This is a genomic window from Burkholderia pyrrocinia (assembly GCF_001028665.1).
GTDB classification, from domain to species: Bacteria; Pseudomonadota; Gammaproteobacteria; order Burkholderiales; family Burkholderiaceae; genus Burkholderia; species Burkholderia pyrrocinia.
Map to the genome: position 1 here is coordinate 2,859,777 of NZ_CP011503.1, position 23,126 is coordinate 2,882,902.

Below are 23,126 nucleotides of genomic sequence, written 5' to 3' on the forward strand. Positions count from 1 at the left end.
CAATACTTGTTCGCCTCTGTGCAACAATCCGTTCGGATTCAAACGGGTAATGGGATGGATACGTTACAAAACATGCGGGTATTCGTCCGCGTGGTCGACGCGGGAAGCTTTACCGCGGCCGCCCAGCAGATGAATTCGACCACCGCCTATGCGTCGCGCGCGGTCTCGGATCTCGAGGCGCACCTGCGCACGCGCCTGCTGAACCGCACCACGCGGCGGATCGCGCTGACCGAAGCCGGCGAGCGCTACCTGCAGCGCTGCGAGCAGATCCTCGCGTATGTCGAGCAGGCCGAAGCCGAGGCCGGCGACGCGCACGCGCGCCCGTCGGGCAAGCTGAAGGTCCATTGCTTCACGAGCCTCGGCCAGCACTACCTGGTGCCGGCCATCGCGCGCTATCGCGAGCGCTATCCGGACGTGCACGTCGAGCTGACGCTCGCGCAGCGGATGCCCGACCTGCTCGACGAGGGGTACGACGTCGCGATCGTCGTCGGCCGGGACCTGCCCGATTCGGGGCTCGTGTCGCAGCGGCTCGGCGAGAGCTACAGCGTCGTGTGCGCATCGCCCGGCTACGTCGAGGTGCATGGCGTGCCGCAGCGGCCGGCGGATCTCGCGCAGCACGTGTGCCTCGGGATGGTCGCGCCGGGCTTCCACTACGACGAATGGGCGCTGTCGGGGCCGAATGGCGACGAGGTCGTCCCGATCACGGCGCCGCCGTTTCGCGTGAACGTCGCCGAGGCGCTCGCGGTGGCCGTGCGGGAGGGGATGGGGGTCGGCGGGCTGCCGCTCTATTCGGCGATCGGCTGGCTGCGCAGCGGGCACATCGTGCGCGTGATGCCCGAGTACCGGTCGCACGTGATGAACATCTACGCGCTGTATCCGTCGCGCCAGTACCTCGACGCGAAAATCCGTACCTGGGTCGATTTCCTGCGCGACGAGCTACCGTCCACGCTTGCGGCCGACGAGGCCGCGCTCGAGCAGTACACGCGTGCGACATGACCGCGCGGCTGACCGCAATCTGACGAGATTTGTCCTTCACGCAACATTTTTTTACGAACGCGTGTCGGACAGTTTGATACTGTTAAAGTTATCGAGATACATCACCCCGGAGTAGCAATGAATACGCACCTGATGATCGGCATTGGCGTCCTGCTTGGCGCGGCCGCGGCCGCCGCGGCGACCCGCGACCTGCTGCGTGCGATGAAGGCGAAGGCGCGGATGAAGCCGGTGCCGGTGCGCGTGCGCGCGGCGCAGCACGGATCGCGCCGCAACGACCGCTGATCGGGCCATATCGGCCCGGGTCGGAGAAGGCCGCGCAAAGCGGCCGGGCGGGCCGGCGTTCAGCCGAGCTCGACAACCTTGTCCCACGCGAACGCGGTATTTTCCAGTTCGCCGGTGCGCCGGTGGATGTAGCCGCGCGGATTGCACACCACGCGTGTGCCGCCGTCCGAAACGTAGTCGAATGACGTATGCGTGTGGCCGTGGATCCACACATCCACCGGCGGCCGCACGAGTTCCGCCATATCCGTGACGAACCCCGCCGACGCGAGGTCTTCCGCATAGCGTTCCGCCAGCGAGCGCCGGTGCGGCGCGTGGTGGGTGACGACGATCGTCCGCCCCGCGAACGGCACCGCGAGCTGCGCTTCCAGCCACGCACGGCCTTGCCGGTGCAGCGCGATCGCATCGGCCGGCGAGAAATCCCGTTCCGCCGCGCCCGGCGCCGCATGCAGCGCCGCGTCGTGCGGCCAGGTCACCTGGATCAATCCCTTGAAATCGAGCATCACGCGCAGCGCGGCTTCGATTGAAATGGCGATGCTGGCTTCGTCGCTGCCGAACAGCGAGAAATCGGTCCAGAGCGTCGTGCCGAGTACGCGGAAACGCTGCTCGGGATCGACGTAGGCGCCGTTGTTCAGGTAATGCACGTTGTCGAGCGCATGCGCCGCGTCGCGCATCGCCGCCTCCAGCGCGCCGAATTCCCCGTCGTAGTACTCGTGGTTGCCCGGCACGTAGATCACCGGCACAGCCGGGTCGAACGTCTCGGCGGCCCAGCGCAGGCCTTCCGCGTGATTGTGGATGTCGCCGGCCAGCACGACGAGATCCGCGTCGGCATGCGCGATCACGTCGGGCTGGTTGCTTTCGAGATGCAGGTCGGACAGTACGCGGACTTTCACGGGCTTCGCTCCGGAGTGGGCGGTTTCAGCGCAGGACCTTGCCGGGATTCATCAGGCCGCGCGGGTCGAGCGCGGTCTTCAGCGTGCGCATCAGCGTCGTTTCGACCTGCGACTTGTAGCGCTGCGCATCGTCGATCTTCAACTGGCCGATTCCGTGTTCCGCGCTGATCGTGCCGTGGTGACGGTGCACGTTGTCGTAGACGATCCGGTTGATCGGTGCCTGGAATGCGGCGAGGAACGCCTTCGGATCGCCGCCTTCGGGCATCTGCACGTTGTAGTGGAGGTTGCCGTCACCGAGGTGGCCGAACGTGACCATCCGCGCCCCCGGCGCGGCCTGCTGGATCGCCGCGTCGGTCTCGTCGATGAAGCGCGCGACCGACGAGATCGGCACCGCGATGTCGTGCTTGATGTTGAGCCCCTCGTCGGCCTGGGCGAGCGGGATGTGTTCGCGCAGGTCCCAGAACGCGCGCGACTGCGCGAGATTCTCCGCGACCACCGCGTCGACCACGAGCCCGGCCTCGAACGCTTCTTCCATCAGTTTCTCGAACAGCGCGCGCGCATGCGCTTCGCTTTCGTTGTCGGACAGTTCGAGCAGCACCGTCTGCGAATGCGTCTGCGCGAACGGGTAGCGCAGTTGCGGGTAGTGCTTGCCGACGAGCTGCATGCAGAAATCCGACATCAGCTCGAAGCCGGTCAGCAGCGGCCCGGCCGCGCGCTGCGCGAGCGCGAGGAAGTCGAGCGCCGCGTGCGGCGATTCGAGCGCGGCCAGTGCCGTGACCTGCGCGGCCGGCAGCGGATGCAGCTTCATCACGGCCGCCGTGATGATCCCGAGCGTGCCTTCCGCGCCGATGAACAGGTCGCGCAGGTCGTAGCCCGTGTTGTCCTTGCGCAGCCCGCGCAGGCCGTCCCAGATCTCGCCCTGCGGCGTCACGACCTCGAGACCGAGGCACAGCTCGCGCGCGTTGCCGTAGCGCAGCACCGCGGTCCCGCCCGCATTGGTCGACAGGTTGCCGCCGATCGTGCAGCTGCCTTCCGCCGCGAGGCTCAACGCGAACAGCCGGTCGCCTTCGCGGGCGCGTGCCTGCACGTCGGCGAGGATCACACCGGCTTCGACGGTGATCGTGTTGTTGTGCGGATCGAGTGCACGCACGCGGTTCAGGCGCGCGACGCTCAGCACGGCCTGGCTGCCGCTCGCGTCGGGCGTCGCGCCGCCGGCGAGGCCCGTGTTGCCGCCTTGCGGCACGAGCGCGATGCCGTGCGCGTTGGCCAGCTTGACGAGTGCGGCGACTTCGGCCGTGTTCGCGGGTTTCAGCACCGCGCATGCGGCACCCTTGTAACGGCGGCGCCAGTCGGTCAGGAACGGTTCGGTATCGTGCGGGTCGGTCAGCACGTGGTCGGCGCCGATCGCGTCACGGCACGCGGAAACGAAAGCTTCGGAGGACATCATCACCTTGTCGCGTAAGGGTCAGGACGCGGCGCGCGACTTTTTTGCCGCGCGCTTGAACGGCGCGACGTACGCCAGCGCCGCTACGAAGAAGCCGACGGCGAGCGCGGTCTCGCACCAGCCGAGCGTCGCGGACAACCCGCGATCGGACATGCCGCGCACGATGCCTTCGGCGAAATAGACGAGAATCAGCATGCTCGCCCACTGCATCGTATAGATGTTACGCCGCCAGACGCCGGGCAGCGCGAGCGCGAGCGGCACGGCCTTCAGCATCAGCGCGGAGCCGCCCGGGCGCAGCGGCGCGAGCCACAGCTCCCACGCGAGCGACAGCGCGATCAGCGCGACGAGGCACGCGGCGGCGGCCAGCGCGTAGCGCGGCCGGGCGGCGACGGCGGGGCGGGCGGGCGCGTTCATGCGGCGTCGGCGGCCTGGGCGTTGGAGAGGGCGGCCGCCGCGCGTGCGAGCCGCACGCCGAGCGCGGCCGCGAGCGCCTTTTCGTCGGCCGACAGCCCGCCGGGCGCGGCGCGATCATGCTGCGAGACGTGCGACGCGCCGTACGGCGTGCCGCCGGTGCGCGTCGTGCTGAGCGCGGATTCGGTGTACGGGATCCCGACGATCATCATCCCGTGATGGAGCAGCGGCAGCATCATCGACAGCAGCGTCGATTCCTGGCCGCCGTGCAGGCTGCCCGTCGACGTGAACACGCTCGCCGGCTTGCCGGTCAGCGCGCCCGACAGCCATTGCGGCGTCGTGCCGTCGAGGAAATACTTGAGCGAGGCGGCCATGTTGCCGAAACGGGTCGGCGAGCCGAGCGCGAGGCCCGCGCATTCCTCGAGGTCGCGCAGTTCCGCATAGGGCGGGCCGTCGGCGGGGATGTCGGGGGCGCTGGCTTCGCAGACGGTCGACACGGGCGGCACGGTGCGGATGCGTGCCTGCATGCCCGGCACGCTGTCGATGCCGTTGGCGATGGCGAGCGCGAGATCGCGCGTGGCGCCGTGACGGCTGTAATAGAGAACGAGGATGTCTTTCATGGGCGACGGAGCCGCGTGCGGCCGCGCGCGTGCCCGGTGCAGTCGGCCCCTGCTGGATCGAGCGGCTATTATAGGGGCTGAAGCCGTCGCGCAGCGCGGCGGCGGCGCGCCGTGAGGCGCGCGGCATCAGGAAGGAGAAGCAGTTTGCCGAAGTTGAGCGTCGATCTCGACACCCTCAAGCGCCTCGCGCAGTTCGCGGCCCGGCGCAGCGCCGAGGATCGCATCCCGCAAGTGGCGGGCAGCCTGACTTTCACGACGATGCTGGCGCTCGTGCCGCTCGTGACGGTCGCGTTCGCGCTGTTCACCGCGTTCCCGATGTTCGCGTCGTTCCAGATCTCGCTGCAGGGGTTCCTCGCGGATCACCTGATGCCCGCGCAGTTCAACGTCCAGATCTTCAAGTACCTGAACCAGTTCGCGTCGAAGGCCAAGGGGCTGACGACGGCCGGCCTGATCGTGCTCGTCGTCACGTCGGTGATGACGATGATGACGATCGAATCGGCCTTCAACCTGATCTGGCGGGTGCGCAAGCCGCGGCCGTTCGCGCAGCGCGTGCTCGCGTACTGGGCGCTGATCACGCTTGGGCCCTTGCTGTTCGGCGTGAGCCTGTCGATCTCGTCGTACCTGTTCACGCAGTCGCTCGCGTTCACCGGCGCGGGGCCGTCCACGTCGATCGTCGAGTGGCTGCTCGCGCTCGCGTCGCTGCCGCTGACGGTGCTCGCGTTCACGCTGCTGTACGTGTACCTGCCGAACTGCACGGTCGCATGGCGCGACGCGGTGATCGGCGGGCTGTTCGCGGCCGTCGCGTTCGAGTTCGCGAAACGCGGTTTCGGCTACTACGTGCGGCGCATTCCGACCTATACGGCCGTCTACGGCGCGTTCGCGGCGCTGCCGGTGTTCCTGCTGTGGGTGTATCTCAGCTGGTTCGTCGCGCTGCTCGGCGCGATGGTGGCGTCCGCGCTGCCGGCGATCCGCGTCGGTCAGTTCCATCGCATCCACTATCCGGGCAGCGACCTGCTCGATGCGCTCGAACTGCTCGCGCGGCTTGCCGAGGCACGCGCGGCCGGCAAGCCCGGGTACGCGGCGGTGCGGCTCGCGACCATGCTGCGGTGCGACATGGAAACCGCGCAGCGGTTGCTGACGACGATGGAGGAGCGGGAATGGATTGCGAGGCTGGACGTCGGCGGCGATGCCGCGCCGCGCTACGTCCTGCTCGCGAACCCGGAGCAGCTGACGCTCGCGCAACTGTTCGACGTGCTGGTGATCGACCGCACGGAGCTGACCTACCAGTTGCAGCGGCGGCGCAGCCATGTCGACGGCGCGGCGCTGCTCGAGGTGCTGTCGAACGAGCGGTTCGACGTGTCGCTCGCGTCGCTGATCGCCGCCCACCGGCTTGCGGGAGCACAGCCGGCGGGTATCCCGGGGCAGGCGCCGGAAGGCGTACCCGACCCGCACGCGCGGCCGCCGCGGCCCGCGTGAATGCGGCGCCCGGCCACCCGGTGACTACAGCGGAATCTTGCCGGTGCAGATGTCCTTGAACATCACCCAGTCGCCCATCAGGCTGTAGATCGGGTGCCGGAACGTGGCCGGGCGATTCTTCTCGAAGAAGAAGTGTCCGACCCATGCGAACCCGTAGCCGCAGACGACAGCTGCCGGCAGCCACAGCCAGTGGCCGGTCGCGATCGCCATCGCGACGCAGCCGATCACGCCGAGCGAGCCGATGAAGTGCAGCCGCCGCGACGTCAGGTTCTGGTGTTCGTTCAGGTAATACGGGTAGAAATCAGCGAAGCTGGCGAATTGCTCCGAATGCGTATGCGCCATGGCCATCTCCTCGGGCCGCTGTTCATGGGGCCATTGTGCGGCCGGCAGCCGGTGTCCGCAAGCGGGGGCGGCCCGCCGCGCCGGCCCGCGCTTTCCTTTTGACAGGCTTTCCGATAGGATCGAAAGAGGTTTTGCATTCAAGCATGAGGGGACTACGATGCGCGTCAGCGATATTCTGAAAGTGAAGGGCAACACGTTGTTTACGGTGACGCCCGATAAACCGCTGCGCGAAGCGGTCGATACGATGGCCGAGCACGACATCGGTTCGCTCGTCGTGATGGAGTACGGCGATCTCGTCGGGATGCTGACGTTCCGCGAGATCATCCTGCGCCTGCACGTCAACGGCGGCGCGATCGGCGACGTGCAGGTGCGCAAGGTGATGGACGAGCCGCTCACCTGCACGCCGGAAACGGACGTCAACGAAGTGCGCCGGATGATGCTCGAGCGCCACGCGCGCTACATGCCCGTGCTCGACAAGAAGGTGCTGATGGGCGTCATTTCGTTCTACGACGTCGCGAAGACGGTCGTCGAGGCGCAGAGCTTCGAGAACCGGATGCTGAAGGCGTACATTCGCGACTGGCCGGAATCGGAAGCCGAAGCGCACAAGCCGTGAACCACGCCGCGCCCTGCGCCCTGACGCGCGGGCGTCGCCATCCGGCACGCGGCGGCGCAGGTTTGTCCTGCGCCGCCGTTTTTTCAACGACAACACGACAAGGCCCGCGCAGCTTCGCCAAGACGACGCGCGCGTATTCCGCATGAGCGATCAAACGCAAGCCACATCGGGGCAGCGCGACGAAAGGCGCGCCCACGCGTCGCAGTTCGACCTGCTGCGCGAGCGCCGTTTCGCACCGTTCTTCACGACCCAGTTCCTCGGCGCGCTGAACGACAACGTCTTCAAGATCGGCTTCACGTCGCTCGTCACCTATCACACCGCGCGGTTCTCCGGCGTCGATGCGAAGACTGCCGCATTCCTGATTTCCGCGATCTTCATCCTGCCGTTCGTGCTGTTCTCGGCGACGTCCGGCCAGATCGCCGACAAGTACGACAAGGCGACCCTCACGCGCTTCGTGAAGACCTTCGAGATCGTGCTGATGCTGGTCGGCGCGGCCGGCTTCGTCACGCACAGCGCGACCCTGCTGTATCTGTGCACGTTCATGATGGGGATGCACTCGACGCTGTTCGGGCCCGTCAAGTATTCGTATCTGCCGCAGCATCTCGGCGAGCACGAACTGGTCGGCGGCAACGGTCTCGTCGAGATGGGCACGTTCATCGCGATCCTGATCGGCACGATCATCGGCGGCGCGGCCGCGGGTATCGAAGGCAGCGGCGAGCGCGTGCTCGCGGTGAGCGTCGTCGTCATCGCGATCGCGGGGCGGCTCGTCTCGCAGCGCGTGCCGTCCACGCCGGCGCCGCAGCCCGATCTCGTGATCAACTGGAATCCGTTCAGCGAGACCTGGCGCAACCTCGGGCTCGCGCGGCAGAACCGCACCGTGTTCCTGAGCCTGCTCGGCATCTCGTGGCTGTGGTTCGTCGGTGCGACGTTCCTCACGTCGTTCTTCAATTTCGCGAAGGACGTGCTGTCCGCGAGCCCCGACGTCGTCACGATCCTGCTCGCGACGTTCTCGGTCGGCATCGGCCTCGGCTCGCTGCTGTGCGAACGGCTGTCGCAGCGGCGCGTCGAGATCGGCCTCGTACCGCTCGGCTCGATCGGCATCAGCGTGTTCGCGATCGAGCTGTACTTCGCGAGCCACGCGCTGCCGTCGCCCGGCCATCTGCTGTCGGTCGGCGAATTCCTGGCCGGCGCGCGCCACTGGCGCATCCTGGCCGACCTGTTCCTGCTCGCGATGTTCGGCGGCTTCTACAGCGTGCCGCTGTACGCGCTGATCCAGAGCCGCAGCGCGCCGACGCACCGCGCGCGGATCATCGCCGCGAACAACATCCTGAACGCGCTGTTCATGATCCTGTCGGCCGTGATGGCGATGGGGCTGACCAAGGCCGGCGTCGACATCCCGGGCCTGTTCCTCGTCACCGCGCTGCTGAACGTGATCGTCGCGACGTATATCTACCTGCTCGTGCCGGAGTTCCTGCTGCGCTTCGTTGCGTGGGTGCTCGTGCACACCTTCTACCGGATTCGCCTCGTGCACGCGGAGCGGATCCCGGCGGAAGGGGCGGCCGTGCTCGTCTGCAACCATGTCAGCTACGTCGATGCGCTCGTGCTGGCCGCCGCGAGCCCGCGCCCGATCCGTTTCGTGATGGATCACCGGATCTTCAAGACGCGCTTCGCGAGCTGGGTGTTCCGGCATGCGAAGGCGATCCCGATCGCGCCGCGCCACGAGGATCCCGAGATGCTCACGCGCGCGTACGACGCGTGCGAGGCCGCGCTGAAGGACGGCGAACTCGTGTGCATCTTCCCCGAGGGCAAGCTGACGAAGACGGGCGACATCAATACGTTCCATCACGGCATCACCGAGATCCTGAGCCGCACGCCGGCGCCGGTGATTCCGATGGCGCTGCGCGGGCTTTGGGGCAGCTATTTCTCACGGCATTCCGATGCGCGGATGCCGCGGCCCATCAAGCGCGGCGTGATGAGCCGGCTGACGCTGGCGGTCGGCGAGCCGATCCCGGCGTCGGTTGCAACGCCCGAGTCGCTGCAGGCCGCGGTGACCGAACTGCGCGGCGCGCGGAAGTAGGCGGGCGCCCGCGGGCATCGCGCGGGCAGGCATTCGGCTGCAAGCCGGCCGGAACGGGCTTCCGGCCGCACCATCCGGGCCGCGTATGCGCGCACCGTGCGCCCGGCCGACGTTTCATGCGGCCCGCGGGCCCGGGACGGCTGGCATAATAGCGGTTTACCTCTTTTCTCGACCGGCAAACGATCGATCTGCCTGCTGCCCGGGCAGCGCATCGGTTTGCCCATTTCTCTTTGGGCGGTTCCATCATGTCCGGCAATACCCTCGGCACGCTTTTCACTGTCACGACCTTCGGCGAATCGCACGGTCCCGCGATCGGCTGCGTGATCGACGGCTGCCCGCCGGGGATGGGGCTGACCGAAGCCGACATCCAGATCGAGCTCGATCGCCGCAAGCCCGGCACGTCGCGGCACGTGACGCAACGGCAGGAGGCCGACGAGGTCGAGATCCTGTCGGGCGTGTTCGAAGGCGTGACGACCGGCACGCCGATCGCGCTGCTGATCCGCAATACCGACCAGCGCAGCAAGGACTACGGCAACATCGTCGAGACGTTCCGTCCCGGCCATGCCGATTACACCTACTGGCAGAAGTACGGCATCCGCGACTATCGCGGCGGCGGCCGCTCGTCCGCGCGCCTGACCGCGCCGATCGTCGGCGCGGGTGCGGTCGCGAAGAAGTGGCTGCGCGAGCGCTTCGGCGTCGAGGTGCGCGGCTACATGAGCGGCCTCGGCGAGATCGACGTGCCGTTCGTCGACTGGTCGCATGTGCGCGAGAATCCGTTCTTCTCGCCGAACGCGGCGGTCGTTCCGGAACTCGAGGCCTACATGGATGCGCTGCGCAAGGACGGCGATTCGATCGGCGCGCGCATCGACGTCGTCGCGTCGGGGGTGCCGGTCGGCTGGGGCGAACCCGTGTTCGACCGCCTCGATGCGGACATCGCGAAGGCGATGATGAGCATCAACGCGGTGAAGGGCGTCGAGATCGGCGCGGGCTTCGACAGCGTCGCGCAACGCGGCTCGGTGCACGGCGACGAGCTGACGCCGGGCGGCTTCGTCGGCAACCATGCGGGCGGTGTGCTCGGCGGGATTTCGACGGGGCAGGACATCACCGTGTCGATCGCGATCAAGCCGACGTCGAGCATCCGCACGCCGCGCCGTTCGATCACGAAGGCCGGCGAGGAGGCCACGGTGGAAACCTTCGGCCGCCACGACCCGTGCGTCGGCATCCGCGCGACGCCGATCGCCGAGTCGATGCTCGCACTGGTGCTGATCGATCATGCACTGCGCCATCGCGCGCAGTGCGGCGACGTCGAGACGCCGACGCCGAAGATCGCGGGCAGCGCGACCTGACGCAAGCGGGCGGGGCGCGGTGCGCCTCGTCTCGACCGTCGAGCGATGAATGCAAACGGGGCGCTGCGTGATGCGGCGCCCCGTTTCGTTTGCTGCAGATTGCAGCGCGGCCCGCCAAAAAACGCGACGCTCGTGGCGGCGCGTTCCGGCAGGTTACATGTTCGGGTAATTCGGCCCGCCGCCGCCTTCGGGCGTGACCCACACGATGTTCTGCGTCGGGTCCTTGATGTCGCAGGTCTTGCAGTGCACGCAGTTCTGCGCGTTGATCACCAGCCGATCGCTGCCGTCGTCGTTCTTCACGAATTCGTACACGGCCGCCGGGCAGAAGCGCCCCTCCGGCCCCGCGTACGTGCGCAGGTTCACGTTCACCGGCACGTTCGCATCCTTCAGCGTCAGGTGCGCCGGCTGGTTCTCCTCGTGGTTCGTGTTCGAGATGAACACCGACGACAGCCGGTCGAACGTCAGCTTGCCGTCCGGCTTCGGATACTCGATCGGCTCGCACTGCGACGCCGGCTTCAGCGTCTCGTGGTCCGCGTGCTGGTGATGCAGCGTCCACGGCACGTTGCCGCCCATCACCTTCTGCTCGAGCCCGACCATCAGCGTGCCGAGATACAGCCCCTTGGCCATCCACTGCTTGAAGTTGCGCGCGCGGTACAGCTCCGTGTACAGCCACGACTGCTTGAAGGCGTCCGGGTACGCGTTGAGCTCGTCCGACTGACGGCCGGCCTGCAACGCGTCGAACGCGGCGTCGGCCGCCAGCATGCCGGTCTTGATCGCCGCGTGGCTGCCCTTGATCCGCGATGCGTTCAGGAAACCCGCGTCGTCGCCGATCAATGCGCCGCCCGGGAACACCGTCTTCGGCAGCGACAGCAGCCCGCCCGCGGTGATCGCACGTGCACCGTACGACACGCGCTTGCCGCCTTCGAGGAACGCGCGGATCGACGGATGCGTCTTGTAGCGCTGGAATTCCTCGAACGGCGACAGGTACGGGTTCGTGTAGCCGAGGCCGACCACGAAGCCGACCACGACCTGGTTGTTGTCCATGTGATACAGGAACGAGCCGCCGTAGGTATCCGACTTCAGCGGCCAGCCGGCCGTGTGGATCACGAGGCCCGGCTTGTGCTTCGCGGGATCGATTTCCCACAGTTCCTTGATGCCGATCCCGTACGCCTGCGGATCGGCGTTCGCGTCGAGCTTGAACTTCGAGATCAGCTGGCGGCCGAGGTGGCCGCGGCAGCCTTCGGCGAACAGCGTGTACTTCGCGTGCAGCTCCATGCCGAGCTGGAAGTTCTCGGTCGGCTCGCCGTCCTTGCCCACGCCCATGTTGCCGGTCGCGACGCCCTTCACCGAGCCGTCGTCGTTATAGAGAATCTCGGCAGCCGGGAAGCCCGGGAAGATCTCGACGCCGAGCGCTTCCGCCTGCGTGCCGAGCCAGCGCGTGACGTTGCCCAGCGAGATCACGTAGTTGCCGTGGTTCTTGAAGTTCTCGGGCAACGCCCAGTTCGGCGTCGTCACCGCGCTCTTCTCGGACAGGAACAGGAAGCGGTCCTCGCTCACCTCGACGGTCAGCGGTGCGCCCTGTTCCTTCCAGTCAGGGAACAGCTCGGTGATCGCGCGCGGGTCCATCACCGCGCCCGACAGGATGTGCGCGCCGATCTCGGAACCCTTCTCGAGCACGCACACGCCGATCTCGGTGCCTTTCTCGGCGGCCAGCTGCTTGAGCCGGATCGCCGCCGACAGCCCGGCGGGGCCGCCGCCGACGATCACGACGTCGTATTCCATCGATTCGCGCGGGCCGTATTGCTCGATGAGGCTTGCGGGGGTCATTGGCGTTCCTCTAACCGTTAGAATGCTTTTATTCGGGAGCGTATTGTCTGCGAAACGAAACGCTTGCCGCAACAGCAGGTGGCTAGATTAGCACGATCGTTCTATTTTTATGCTAGGGTTATGCCGCACGGGCTGCGCTGTCCGGGGCGGCGAAACGACATCGAAAGGGGTATGCAATGGGTCGGTCGATCAATCTGGAAGGCAAGGTTGCGCTGGTCACGGGCGCGTCGAGCGGTCTCGGGCAACGCTTTGCGCAGGTACTGTCGCAGGCCGGTGCGAAGGTCGTGCTCGCGAGCCGCCGCGTCGAGCGCCTGAAGGAACTGCGCGCGGAGATCGAAGCGGAGGGGGGCGCCGCGCACGTGGTGTCGCTCGACGTCACGGACGTCCAGAGCATCAAGGCGGCGGTCGCGCACGCGGAGACGGAAGCCGGCACGATCGACATCCTCGTGAACAATTCGGGCGTGTCGACGATGCAGAAGCTCGTCGACGTGACGCCGGCCGACTTCGAATTCGTGTTCGATACCAATACGCGCGGCGCGTTTTTCGTCGCGCAGGAAGTCGCGAAGCGGATGATCATGCGCGCGAACGGCAGCGGTAACGGCAAGCCGCCGTGCCGGATCATCAACATCGCGTCGGTGGCCGGCTTGCGCGTGTTTCCGCAGATCGGGCTGTACGCGATGAGCAAGGCCGCGGTCGTGCAGATGACGCGCGCGATGGCGCTCGAATGGGGGCGCCACGGGATCAACGTCAACGCGATCTGTCCGGGCTATATCGATACCGAAATCAATCATTACCTGTGGGAAACCGAGCAGGGCCAGAAGCTGCAGTCGATGCTGCCGCGCCGGCGCGTCGGCAAGCCGCAGGATCTCGACGGGCTGTTGTTGCTGCTCGCGGCCGACGAGTCGCAGTTCATCAATGGCTCGATTATCTCCGCCGACGACGGCTTCGGCCTCGCGTGAGCGGATGACATACCGCAACAAAGAAGACTGCAATGAGCGCAACAAGCGATTACTCACCCGTTTTTGAGATGTCGATGCCGATCCGCTGGGGCGACATGGACGCGTTCGGCCACGTGAACAACACGGTCTATTTCCGCTACATGGAGCAGGCGCGGATCTCGTGGTTCGAGGAACTCGGCATCGCCGGCGGCAACGGCGAGGGGCAGGGGCCCGTCATCGTCACGGCGTCGATGGAATTCCTCAAGCAACTGCACTATCCGGGCGACGTGATCGCGAAGATGTCGGCCGCGAAACCTGGCCGAAGCAGCTTCGATACCGGTTTCGAGCTCACGCGTGCGGACGATCCGCAGCACGTCTATGCGCGCGGCAACGCGCGCTGCGTGTGGGTCGACTACGCGCTCGGCAAGTCGGTGCCGCTGCCGCAACTGCTGCGCGACACGATCGAACGCGCGCTCGCGACGAATATCGGCTGAGGGCCGATACGGCGAGGCCGGCGCCGGCGTGCCGGTGAGTCGCCATGCCCGTTGTCGTTACCCGAATCGGCCGCCATGCGCGGCCGATTGTCATCCGGGCGCTGCCATTTGCTGCCCGTTCACTGCCCGAGCAGGCGCTGCAGCAGCTCCGGCGTGTTGTTCGTCCCGTACTTGCGCATCAGCCGTGCGCGGTAGATGTCGACCGTGCGCGAGCTGATGTCGAGCACGCGCCCGATCTGCTTGCTGGTCTTGCCGGTCGCGAGTTGTGCGGCGATCTCGCGCTCGCGCGGGGTCAACTCGACGGCGACGCGGCGCGTCGCGCTCAAATCCTCGAAGGTCCAGACGCCGGCGGCGAGCGGCGCGGTGCGGTCGAGCGCGCGGCCCGTCACGTGGCACCAGAACAACTCGCCGTCGGCCCGTTTCATGATTCTGTCATCCGAGTAGATGCCGTTCGCGGCCATCACGCGCGCGATGCGCTCGCCGATTCGCTGGAATTCGTCCGTCGACGGGTAGAGCACCTCGTACGATTTTCCGATCAGGTCGGCCCGCGCGCAGCGGAAGATCGACGCGAGCGCGTCGTTGCAGTCCTCGATTACGCGGTCGCGCGACATCACGAGGCCGAGCGGCGCGAGGTGGAAGGCAGTCTGGTAATCGAGAGCGGTCATGGCGCAGGTAACCGGAGGCAAACGCTTATGTATTTTTGCGTATTGTGCCGCATCCGCGCCGCATCGTACCCTTTCAGGCATCTCGCGGCGCTTTGCCGCGACATAAAAACAGCGCGCCTCGACGCAGGCATCGCCGCGCATGCATAGAATGATGCGGCGGGCTTGCGGCCCACATGGGCGCGTGAACCGGTTTTGCTGGTTTCCATAGAGGAAGGGACAACAGATGAACAAAGTCTATCCAAGCGCGGCTGCCGCGCTGGAAGGGATCGTCCGTGACGGACAGACCTTCGCGGTGGGCGGCTTCGGCCTGTGCGGGATTCCGGAGGCGCTGATCGCGGCGTTGCGCGATTCGGCCGTCAAGGGCATCACGTGCATCAGCAACAACGCAGGCGTTGACGGTTTCGGTCTCGGCCTGTTGCTGGAAACGCGCCAGATCAAGAAGATGATCTCGTCGTACGTCGGCGAGAACAAGGAGTTCGAGCGCCAGTACCTGGCCGGGGAACTCGAGCTCGAATTCACGCCGCAAGGCACGCTGGCCGAAAAGCTGCGCGCGGGCGGCGCGGGCATCCCCGCGTTCTTCACGAATACCGGCTACGGCACCGTGATCGCGGAAGGCAAGGAAACGCGCCAGTTCGGCGATCGTCACTACGTGCTCGAGCCGTCGCTGACGGCCGATGTCGCGCTCGTGAAGGCGTGGAAGGCCGACAAGTCCGGGAACCTGATCTATCGCCGCACCGCGCGCAACTTCAACCCGATGTGCGCGATGGCCGGCAAGATCACCGTGGTGGAGGTCGAGGAGATCGTCGAGAACGGCACACTCGATCCGGACCAGGTCCATACGCCGGGGATTTTCGTGCAGCGCATCGTGCTGAACGCGACGCCGGAAAAACGCATCGAACAACGCGTCGTACGCGCGAAAGGAGACTGACATGGCCTGGAATCGTGACCAGATGGCCGCGCGCGCGGCGAAGGAACTGCAGGACGGCTTCTACGTGAACCTCGGCATCGGCCTGCCGACGCTCGTCGCGAACCACGTGCCGGAAGGCGTCGAGGTGTGGCTGCAGTCGGAGAACGGCCTGCTGGGCATCGGCCCGTCGCCGACCGAGGACGAAGTCGACGCCGATCTCATCAACGCCGGCAAGCAGACCGTCACGACGCTGCCGGGCTCGTCGATCTTCTCGTCGGCCGACTCGTTCGCGATGATTCGCGGCGGCCACATCAACCTCGCGATCCTCGGCGCGATGCAGGTCAGCAAGCAGGGCGACCTCGCGAACTGGATGATCCCCGGCAAGATGATCAAGGGGATGGGCGGTGCGATGGACCTCGTCGCCGGCGTGAAGCGCGTCGTCGTGCTGATGGAGCACGTCGCGAAGGGCGACCAGCACAAGATCCTCGACGAGTGCAACCTGCCGTTGACCGGTGTCGGCGTGGTCGACCTGATCATCACCGATCTCGGCGTGATCGAAGTGACGCCGGCCGGCCTGAAGGTCCTCGAGCTCGCCGACGGCGTGAGCGCCGACGAGATCCAGGCGAAGACGGGCGCGCCGCTCGACGTCAGCGCGGTCGCCTAAGTTCTCCGCGCGCAAGCGCCGTTTCGACGCCCCGCATGCCGGACGACGGCATGCGGGGCGTTTGTCATTGCGTGCGGCCGCGCCGCCTGCCCGGTGCACGGTGCCCGGTGGGCGGACCCGTGCGGCGGAAGCGGTTTACAATCGTTTGCATCGGGCGTCGCAAGCGTTGCCCCGCGCGTCGCCCCCCGATCGACAGGATGCCAACGATGCCAACGACCCCAGCGAATCCGGCGGTTCCTCGCCAGCGGCGCGTGCAGTGTGCGAGCGCTGCCGGCCTTCACCACGTCGCCTATACCGAGTGGGGCGATCCCGCCAACCCTCGCGTGCTGGTCTGCGTGCATGGCCTGACCCGTTCCGGGCGCGATTTCGACCGGCTCGCCGCCGCGCTGTCCGATACGTATCGCGTCGTTTGCCCCGATGTCGTCGGGCGCGGCCGGTCCGACCGGCTGGCCGATCCGCGGCTCTATGCGATTCCGCAATACGTGGCCGACATGGTGACGCTGATCGCGCGGCTCGACGTCGAATCGGTCGACTGGTTCGGCACGTCGATGGGCGGCCTGATCGGCATGGCGCTCGCGGGGCTGCCCGGTTCGCCGCTGCGCCGGATGATCGTCAACGACGTCGGCCCGCGCATCGAGCCCGATTCGCTGACGCGCATCGGCGAATATCTCGGCGTGCAGCCGCGCTTTGCGACCGAACAGGAGGGCATCGACTACCTGACGTCGCTGTCGTTGCCGTTCGGCGCGCTGACTGGCGACGAGTGGCGCGAGATCAACGGACCGCTGCTGCGCGAGCTGCCCGAAGGCGGCTGGACGATGCGCTACGATCCGCGCATTGCCGAACCCTTCAAGGCGACGACGCCCGAGCTGGCCGCGCTCGGCGAGGCCGCGCTGTGGCGCGCCATCGAGACGACGGACGCGGCGCTGCTCGTCGTGCGCGGCGAGACGTCCGACCTGCTGTCGCGCGAGACGGTGGCCGAGATGATGCGCCGCGGCCGGCATGTGACGCAGGCCGAGATTCCGGGTGCGGGCCACGCGCCGGCGTTCATCAGCGCCGACCAGATTGCGCTCGCGCGGCGGTTTTTCGTCGAAGGCGACGCATAAACGCGTCATAATATGCGGTTCGGCGGCACGCGGGCCGTGTCGTCGTCCGATTCTTCACCCACTCACGACCGGAACATTCCATGGCAGTCATTCGTCACCACGTCGGGGCCCGTCTCTCCGAAACCGCGATCCACAACGGTACCGTGTATCTGGCAGGCCAGATCGCCGAAGACACCACGCAGGACATCAAGGGCCAGACGCGCGAAGTGCTCGGCCACATCGACCGCCTGCTCGCCGAAGCGAACAGCGACAAGGCGCATCTGCTGTCGGTGCAGATCTACATCTCGGACCTGGCGAATTTCGAAGGCATGAATGCGGAGTGGGACGCGTGGGTCGCGCAGGGCAACACGCCGCCGCGCGCCACCGTCGAGGCGAAGCTCGCGGATCCGGCGCTGCTCGTCGAGATCGTGGTCGTCGCCGCGCAGCGGAGCTGAGCGGGGCAAAGCATCAACCGACGATGACCGCATTCCGTCAGGCCGTGCAATGACCGAGTCTGTTTCCACTTCCCCCGTCGCGGCACCGTCTTTCGACGACGTGCTCGCGTTCGTGCGCGAGCGGGCCGGCGACGCGCGCCTGTCGTCCGGCGAACTGCTTGCCGATCACTCGGCGGGCACGGCGTCGATCATGCGTACGCTGAACGTCGATCCGTCGGCGATGCAGGCCGCCGCGCTGTTCGTACTGACGCCGCACCTGAGCAATCCCGAGCGCGAGCTCGCCGAGCGTTTCGGCGACGAAGTGGCGCGGCTCGTATCCGACGTGCGCAAGCTGTTGCGGCTCGGCACCGTCAGCCTGCGTGCCGCGCAGAATGCGGTGCCCGACGCGGGGCGCGACGCGGCGGAAGAGCGGCGCACGCAGATCGAGGCGCTGCGCAAGATGCTCCTCGCGTTCGCGCAGGACATCCGGGTGGTGCTGATCCGGCTCGCGTCGCGGTTGCAGTCGCTGCGCTACTACGCGGCCGCGAAGATCGATCCGCCGCCCGACGTCGCGCGCGAGACGCTCGAGATCTATGCGCCGCTCGCGAACCGTCTCGGGATCTGGCAACTGAAGTGGGAGCTCGAGGATCTCGCGTTCCGCTTCGAGGATCCCGTCACCTACAAGCGGATCGCGAAGCTGCTCGACGAGAAGCGCATCGAACGCGAGGCGTACGTCACGCAGGCGATCGCGCGGCTGCAGCAAGAGCTGGCGGACGCGAACATCCAGGCCGACGTGAGCGGCCGGCCGAAGCATATCTACAGCATCTGGCGCAAGATGCGCGGCAAGGAGCTCGATTTCTCCGAGCTGTACGACGTACGCGCGTTTCGGGTGATCGTGCCCGACATCAAGGATTGCTACACGGTGCTCGGCATCGTGCATCACCTGTGGCAGCCGGTGCCGAAGGAGTTCGACGACTACATCTCGCGACCGAAGCCGAACGGCTACAAGTCGCTGCATACGGTCGTGATCGGCGACGACGGCCGCGCGTTCGAAGTGCAGATCCGCACGCAGGAAATGCACCGCTTCGCCGAGTATGGCGTTGCCGCGCACTGGCGCTACAAGGAGGCCGGCGCGCGCGGTTATGGCGGCCAGTTCTCGGCGAGCGACAAGTACGACGAGAAGATCGCGTGGCTGCGCCAGTTGCTCGCGTGGAAGGACGACGTCGAGGACGGCCCCGGGGTATCGGGCGACCAGGCGTGGGCGCAATTGCGCGAGACGTCGCTCGACGACGACCACATCTACGTGCTGACGCCGCAGGCGCGCGTGATCGCGCTGCCGCAGGGTGCGACGCCGGTCGATTTCGCGTACCACCTGCACAGCGAGCTCGGCCATCGTTGCCGCGGCGCGCGCGTCGACGGCGCGATGGTGCCGCTGAACACGCCGCTCGCGAACGGCCAGACGGTCGAGATCGTCGCGGTGAAGGAGGGCGGGCCGTCGCGCGACTGGCTGAACCTGCAGCTCGGTTACCTGAAGAGCCCGCGCGCGCGTCAGAAGGTGCGCGCGTGGTTCAACTCGATCGAGCAGGAAGAAAACGTCGCACACGGCCGGGCGCTCGTCGAAAAGACGCTGCAGCGCGAAGGCAAGACGTCGGTCAACCTGGACAACCTCGCCGCGAAGCTCGGCTTCAAGTCGCCCGAGGAGTTGTTCTCGGTCGTCGGCAAGGAAGAATTCAGCCTGCGCAATGTCGAGCACGCGCTGTCCGATGCGCCGCCGCCTGAGCCGACGCCCGAGGCGCCGGCCGATTTCGAGAAGCGCAGCAGCGGCGCGAGCGTCGCGCACGGCGCGTCGACCGGCGTGCTGGTGGTGGGCGTCGACGCGCTGCTGACCCAGCTCGCGCGTTGCTGCCGGCCGGCGCCGCCCGATCCGATCAGCGGCTTCGTTACGCGCGGCAAGGGGATGTCGATCCACCGCAGCGACTGCCCGACGTTTCGCCGGATGGTCGAGCGCGCACCGGAGCGCGTGCTGCAGACGACCTGGTCCGCCGACGTGCTGGGCGGGCGCGGCGCGTCCGTTTATCCGGTCGACCTGATGATCGAGGCGAGCGACCGGCAAGGGTTGCTGCGCGACATTTCCGAAGTGTTCGCACGCGAAAAGATCAACGTCGTGGGCGTGAAGACGCAGAGCCGCCGCAATGCGGCATTCATGCAATTCACGGTCGAGGTGTCGAACTCGGCGCAAGTCCAGCGCGCCTGCACGCTGCTCGGCGAGGTGCAGGGCGTCGTGCGGGCCGGTCGCAAGGCGTGATGGGGTTGGAACACCGTTATTTTGCTGCGACCGCATAAAAACGCTTGCCAAACCGATAACGGCTCCATATAATTTCAGCTTCTCTAGGCTCGTAGCTCAGCTGGTTAGAGCACCACCTTGACATGGTGGGGGTCGTTGGTTCGAGTCCAATCGAGCCTACCAACGAATTGAGAATGCCCGGTCTCCGGGTGTTCGATGCAGTAAATTGCTCAACGCAAACAAGGCGAATACGGTTATGACACCGCGAACGTTGACCGAAACCACTTCGGAGCGACGCTAGTCGAGGAACGTTTTCGCCCTTTCAGTTTGAATGAAGTATCGAATGCGGCCCCTCGAAAGCGGGGCCGCATTTTTTTTGTCGCGAATATTCCGCGCGTGACTTTTACATCGCGTGCCTGGTCTGCCGCCCACTGTCGGCATCACGGAGATTGCTATGGTTTCGATACGCTTGCCTGACGGCTCAGTTCGACAATACGAGCATCCGGTGACAGTTGCCGAGGTTGCAGCCTCGATCGGTCCCGGCCTTGCGAAGGCTGCGCTTGGTGGCAAGCTCGACGGCGAGCTCGTCGATACGTCCACGGTGATCGACCGCGACGCGTCGCTCGCCATCGTCACGGACAAGGATGCCGACGGCCTCGACATCATCCGCCACTCGACCGCCCACTTGCTTGCGTACGCAGTGAAGGATCTGTATCCGGATGCGCAGGTGACGATCGGCCCCGTGATCGACAACGGCTTCTATTACGACTTCTCGTATAACCGTCCGTTTACGCCGGAAGATCTGGAAAAGATCGAAAGGCGAATGCAGGAACTCGTGAAGAAGGACGAGCCCGTGACGCGCCGCGTCGTGTCGCGCGACGAGGCTGCGGGTTATTTCCGCAGCCTCGGCGAGAAGTACAAGGCCGAGATCATCGAATCGATTCCGCAGAGCGACGAAATCAAGCTGTATTCGCACGGCGGCTTCACCGATCTGTGCCGCGGCCCGCACGTGCCGTCGACGGGCAAGCTGAAGGTCTTCAAGCTGATGAAGGTCGCGGGCGCGTACTGGCGCGGCGATTCGAAGAACGAGCAGCTGCAGCGCATCTACGGCACGGCCTGGACGAAGAAGGAAGACCAGGACCAATACCTGCACATGCTCGAGGAAGCGGAAAAGCGCGACCACCGCAAGCTCGGCAAGCAGCTCGACCTGTTCCACATGCAGGAAGAGTCGCCGGGCATGGTGTTCTGGCATCCGAAGGGCTGGGCGCTGTGGCAGCAGGTCGAGCAGTACATGCGCCGCCGCGTGAACGAAGCCGGCTACCTCGAGATCAAGACGCCGATGATCATGGACCGCTCGCTGTGGGAAGCGTCCGGCCACTGGCAGAACTACCGCGAGAACATGTTCACGACGGAGTCGGAGAAGCGCGACTACGCGATCAAGCCGATGAACTGCCCGGGGCACGTCCAGGTGTTCAACCACGGCCTGCGTTCGTACCGCGACCTGCCGCTGCGTTACGCGGAATTCGGCTCGTGCCACCGCAACGAGGCGTCGGGTGCGCTGCACGGCCTGATGCGCGTGCGCGGCTTCGTGCAGGACGATGCGCACATCTTCTGTACGGAAGACCAGATCATTGCCGAGTCGATCGCGTTCAACAAGCTCGCGATGAGCGTATACGGCGATTTCGGCTTCGACCACATCGACATCAAGCTGTCGCTGCGTCCGGAGCAGCGCATGGGTTCCGACGAAACGTGGGACCGTGCCGAGCAGGGCCTGCGTGAAGCGCTGACGGCGTGCGGCCTCCAGTGGCAAGAGCTGCCGGGCGAGGGTGCGTTCTACGGTCCGAAGATCGAGTACCACATCAAGGACGCGCTCGGCCGTTCGTGGCAGTGCGGCACGCTGCAGCTCGACATGATGCTGCCGGAGCGCCTCGGCGCCGAGTACGTGGCGGAAGACAACAGCCGTCGCCGGCCCGTGATGCTGCACCGTGCGATCGTCGGTTCGATGGAGCGATTCCTCGGCATTTTGATCGAGCACCATGCTGGGGCAATGCCGGTCTGGCTCGCGCCGATGCAGGCTGTTGTGCTCAATATCGCCGAAAGTCAGGTCGAATATGCGCAATCTCTGGCCCAATCGTTGCAAAAACAAGGGGTTAGAGTGACGGCCGATTTGCGCAACGAGAAGATTAGCTATAAAATACGCGAGCACACGCTGGAAAAGGTGCCTTATCTCCTCGTCGTGGGCGATAAGGAGCGTGATGCGCAAACGGTAGCCGTGCGTGCCCGTGGCGGCGTCGATCTTGGCGTGATGCCGATCGATGCCTTCGTTGAGCGTCTGCAGGAAGACCTGCGCTCGTTCAAGTAACCGCCCTGGCAGCGCGGCTCGTTTTTTTAATTTTTAGAGGAAACGTAACATCGCTACTGATAAGTCGTCGCATCGCATCAACGGTGAAATCACTGCGCCGGAAGTGCGTCTGGTCGGGATCGAGAACGAACCGCTCGGTATCGTAAAACTCGCTGATGCTTTCCGTAAATCGGAAGAACTGGATGTTGACCTGGTGGAAATCGCGCCGCAAGCGGTTCCCCCGGTTTGCCGTCTGATGGATTACGGCAAGTTCAAGTACCAGGAATCGAAGAAGCAGCACGAAGCGAAGCTGAAGCAGAAGGTCATCCAGGTCAAGGAAGTCAAGTTCCGCCCGGGTACCGATGACGGGGATTACAACGTCAAGCTCCGCAATCTCGTGCGCTTCCTCGAAGAGGGCGACAAGACGAAGATCACGTTGCGTTTCCGTGGCCGTGAAATGGCTCACCAGGAAATCGGTATGCGGATGCTTGAGCGTCTGCGCACGGATCTCGAGGAAGTCGGCCAGGTCGAGCAGATGCCGAAGATGGAAGGGCGCCAGATGATCATGGTGCTCTCGCCGAAGAAAAAGAAGTAACGGGCCCGCGCGCTTCGCGCGCAGGTTCGACAGTGGTTCGGCGCGTTGCCCGGTCAGGGCGGCGCGCCAGCAATGACGGCGGCTGCGCAAGCGGTTTGCCGTACACAAGTGGACTGGGTTTCGAAGGGCGGGTCAAGGGCGCAAGCCAACCGCACACCCATCGCCATCTAATAAACTGGAGTTGTTCGTCATGCCTAAGATGAAGACCAAGAAGAGCGCTGCAAAGCGCTTCGTGGTGCGTCCGGGCGGTACCGTCAAGCGCGGTCAAGCCTTCAAGCGTCACATCCTGACCAAGAAAACCACGAAGAACAAGCGCCACCTGCGCGGCGCAACGGCAGTTCATGATTCCGATCTGAACTCCGTCCGCGCGATGCTGCCGTTCGCGTAACCCCTCAATC

The 23,126-nt window shown here is 65.9% G+C and carries 23 protein-coding genes and 1 tRNA gene; 17 read left to right on the plus strand and 7 right to left on the minus strand.

Going from position 1 to position 23,126, the window contains the following annotated elements; translation table 11 throughout:
- Nucleotides 1-54: 54 nt before the first annotated feature.
- Complete coding sequence (locus tag ABD05_RS13050; RefSeq protein ID WP_047900489.1) at nt 55-996, plus strand: LysR family transcriptional regulator; 942 nt, start codon at nt 55-57, stop codon at nt 994-996.
- Between the two features lie 117 nt (nt 997-1,113).
- Nucleotides 1,114-1,278, plus strand: coding sequence for a hypothetical protein (locus ABD05_RS38600; RefSeq protein WP_167347846.1), 165 nt, complete (start codon nt 1,114-1,116; stop codon nt 1,276-1,278).
- Nucleotides 1,279-1,337: 59 nt separating this feature from the next.
- Here ABD05_RS38600 and ABD05_RS13055 read toward each other — a convergent pair whose 3' ends face one another.
- Genes ABD05_RS13055 through wrbA form a run of 4 tightly spaced genes read right to left on the minus strand, consistent with a single transcriptional unit; the run spans nt 1,338 to nt 4,643 of the window.
- The gene (locus tag ABD05_RS13055) at nt 1,338-2,168 is read right to left on the minus strand and encodes a metallophosphoesterase (RefSeq protein WP_047900490.1); all 831 of its coding nucleotides are present in this window, start codon (nt 2,166-2,168) and stop codon (nt 1,338-1,340) included.
- Nucleotides 2,169-2,193: 25 nt separating this feature from the next.
- Nucleotides 2,194-3,615 (minus strand): FAD-binding oxidoreductase, encoded by a 1,422-nt coding sequence (locus tag ABD05_RS13060; protein WP_047900491.1) that lies wholly within the window; start codon nt 3,613-3,615, stop codon nt 2,194-2,196.
- A gap of 18 nt (nt 3,616-3,633) precedes the next feature.
- Nucleotides 3,634-4,026 (minus strand): DUF2069 domain-containing protein, encoded by a 393-nt coding sequence (locus tag ABD05_RS13065; protein WP_047900492.1) that lies wholly within the window; start codon nt 4,024-4,026, stop codon nt 3,634-3,636.
- Entirely contained in the window at nt 4,023-4,643 is a 621-nt protein-coding gene (wrbA, locus tag ABD05_RS13070; RefSeq protein ID WP_047900493.1) for an NAD(P)H:quinone oxidoreductase, read from the minus strand. The genes ABD05_RS13065 and wrbA overlap by 4 nt, the downstream gene beginning before the upstream one ends.
- Before the next feature lie 144 nt (nt 4,644-4,787).
- On the opposite strand from wrbA, the gene ABD05_RS13075 reads away from it, so the two are divergent.
- Nucleotides 4,788-6,119 (plus strand): YihY family inner membrane protein, encoded by a 1,332-nt coding sequence (locus ABD05_RS13075; protein ID WP_047900494.1) that lies wholly within the window; start codon nt 4,788-4,790, stop codon nt 6,117-6,119.
- Nucleotides 6,120-6,143: 24 nt separating this feature from the next.
- Here ABD05_RS13075 and ABD05_RS13080 read toward each other — a convergent pair whose 3' ends face one another.
- Nucleotides 6,144-6,461 carry an Mpo1-like protein gene (locus ABD05_RS13080; RefSeq protein WP_047900495.1) on the minus strand — a complete coding sequence of 106 codons (318 nt, stop codon included), beginning with the start codon at nt 6,459-6,461 and terminating at the stop codon, nt 6,144-6,146.
- A 157-nt stretch (nt 6,462-6,618) separates the two neighbouring features.
- Here ABD05_RS13080 and ABD05_RS13085 point away from each other — a divergent pair, with 157 nt between their 5' ends.
- From ABD05_RS13085 to aroC, 3 genes are all read left to right on the plus strand, one after another.
- Nucleotides 6,619-7,074 (plus strand): CBS domain-containing protein, encoded by a 456-nt coding sequence (locus tag ABD05_RS13085; protein WP_006488504.1) that lies wholly within the window; start codon nt 6,619-6,621, stop codon nt 7,072-7,074.
- Nucleotides 7,075-7,216: 142 nt separating this feature from the next.
- Complete coding sequence (locus ABD05_RS13090) at nt 7,217-9,151, plus strand: MFS transporter (RefSeq protein ID WP_047900496.1); 1,935 nt, start codon at nt 7,217-7,219, stop codon at nt 9,149-9,151.
- Between the two features lie 245 nt (nt 9,152-9,396).
- On the plus strand, nt 9,397-10,497 hold the full coding sequence (gene aroC, locus ABD05_RS13095) for a chorismate synthase (RefSeq protein ID WP_047900497.1): 1,101 nt from the start codon (nt 9,397-9,399) through the stop codon (nt 10,495-10,497).
- Nucleotides 10,498-10,650: 153 nt separating this feature from the next.
- Here the strand turns inward: aroC and ABD05_RS13100 are convergent, their stop codons facing one another.
- Nucleotides 10,651-12,324, minus strand: coding sequence for an electron transfer flavoprotein-ubiquinone oxidoreductase (locus tag ABD05_RS13100; RefSeq protein WP_047900498.1), 1,674 nt, complete (start codon nt 12,322-12,324; stop codon nt 10,651-10,653).
- 176 nt (nt 12,325-12,500) lie between these two features.
- Here ABD05_RS13100 and ABD05_RS13105 point away from each other — a divergent pair, with 176 nt between their 5' ends.
- Together ABD05_RS13105 and ABD05_RS13110 are read left to right on the plus strand one after the other, a co-directional pair.
- On the plus strand, nt 12,501-13,283 hold the full coding sequence (locus ABD05_RS13105) for an SDR family oxidoreductase (RefSeq protein WP_047900499.1): 783 nt from the start codon (nt 12,501-12,503) through the stop codon (nt 13,281-13,283).
- A gap of 32 nt (nt 13,284-13,315) precedes the next feature.
- The gene (locus ABD05_RS13110) at nt 13,316-13,756 is read left to right on the plus strand and encodes an acyl-CoA thioesterase (RefSeq protein ID WP_047900500.1); all 441 of its coding nucleotides are present in this window, start codon (nt 13,316-13,318) and stop codon (nt 13,754-13,756) included.
- Between the two features lie 119 nt (nt 13,757-13,875).
- Here ABD05_RS13110 and ABD05_RS13115 read toward each other — a convergent pair whose 3' ends face one another.
- Nucleotides 13,876-14,421, minus strand: a complete 546-nt coding sequence (locus ABD05_RS13115) for a LuxR C-terminal-related transcriptional regulator (protein ID WP_047900501.1) — start codon at nt 14,419-14,421, stop codon at nt 13,876-13,878.
- 223 nt (nt 14,422-14,644) lie between these two features.
- On the opposite strand from ABD05_RS13115, the gene ABD05_RS13120 reads away from it, so the two are divergent.
- The 9 genes from ABD05_RS13120 to rpmI all read left to right on the plus strand — a co-directional run bounded on the left by ABD05_RS13120 (nt 14,645) and on the right by rpmI (nt 23,116).
- Nucleotides 14,645-15,349, plus strand: a complete 705-nt coding sequence (locus ABD05_RS13120) for a CoA transferase subunit A (RefSeq protein ID WP_011545238.1) — start codon at nt 14,645-14,647, stop codon at nt 15,347-15,349.
- 1 nt (nt 15,350) lies between these two features.
- Nucleotides 15,351-15,992, plus strand: a complete 642-nt coding sequence (locus ABD05_RS13125; RefSeq protein ID WP_047900502.1) for a CoA transferase subunit B — start codon at nt 15,351-15,353, stop codon at nt 15,990-15,992.
- Between the two features lie 206 nt (nt 15,993-16,198).
- Entirely contained in the window at nt 16,199-17,095 is an 897-nt protein-coding gene (locus ABD05_RS13130; RefSeq protein ID WP_047900503.1) for an alpha/beta fold hydrolase, read from the plus strand.
- Between the two features lie 80 nt (nt 17,096-17,175).
- Entirely contained in the window at nt 17,176-17,529 is a 354-nt protein-coding gene (locus ABD05_RS13135) for a RidA family protein (RefSeq protein ID WP_014897238.1), read from the plus strand.
- Between the two features lie 49 nt (nt 17,530-17,578).
- On the plus strand, nt 17,579-19,813 hold the full coding sequence (locus ABD05_RS13140; protein ID WP_047900504.1) for a RelA/SpoT family protein: 2,235 nt from the start codon (nt 17,579-17,581) through the stop codon (nt 19,811-19,813).
- Nucleotides 19,814-19,898: 85 nt separating this feature from the next.
- Nucleotides 19,899-19,975 (plus strand) — tRNA-Val (locus tag ABD05_RS13145).
- Between the two features lie 271 nt (nt 19,976-20,246).
- A complete protein-coding gene (gene thrS / locus ABD05_RS13150) occupies nt 20,247-22,154 on the plus strand; it encodes a threonine--tRNA ligase (RefSeq protein WP_047900505.1) in 1,908 nt (635 codons plus the stop codon).
- Between the two features lie 49 nt (nt 22,155-22,203).
- A complete protein-coding gene (gene infC, locus ABD05_RS13155) occupies nt 22,204-22,728 on the plus strand; it encodes a translation initiation factor IF-3 (protein WP_071734130.1) in 525 nt (174 codons plus the stop codon).
- Nucleotides 22,729-22,918: 190 nt separating this feature from the next.
- Complete coding sequence (gene rpmI, locus ABD05_RS13160; protein WP_004191477.1) at nt 22,919-23,116, plus strand: 50S ribosomal protein L35; 198 nt, start codon at nt 22,919-22,921, stop codon at nt 23,114-23,116.
- Nucleotides 23,117-23,126 lie beyond the last annotated feature (10 nt).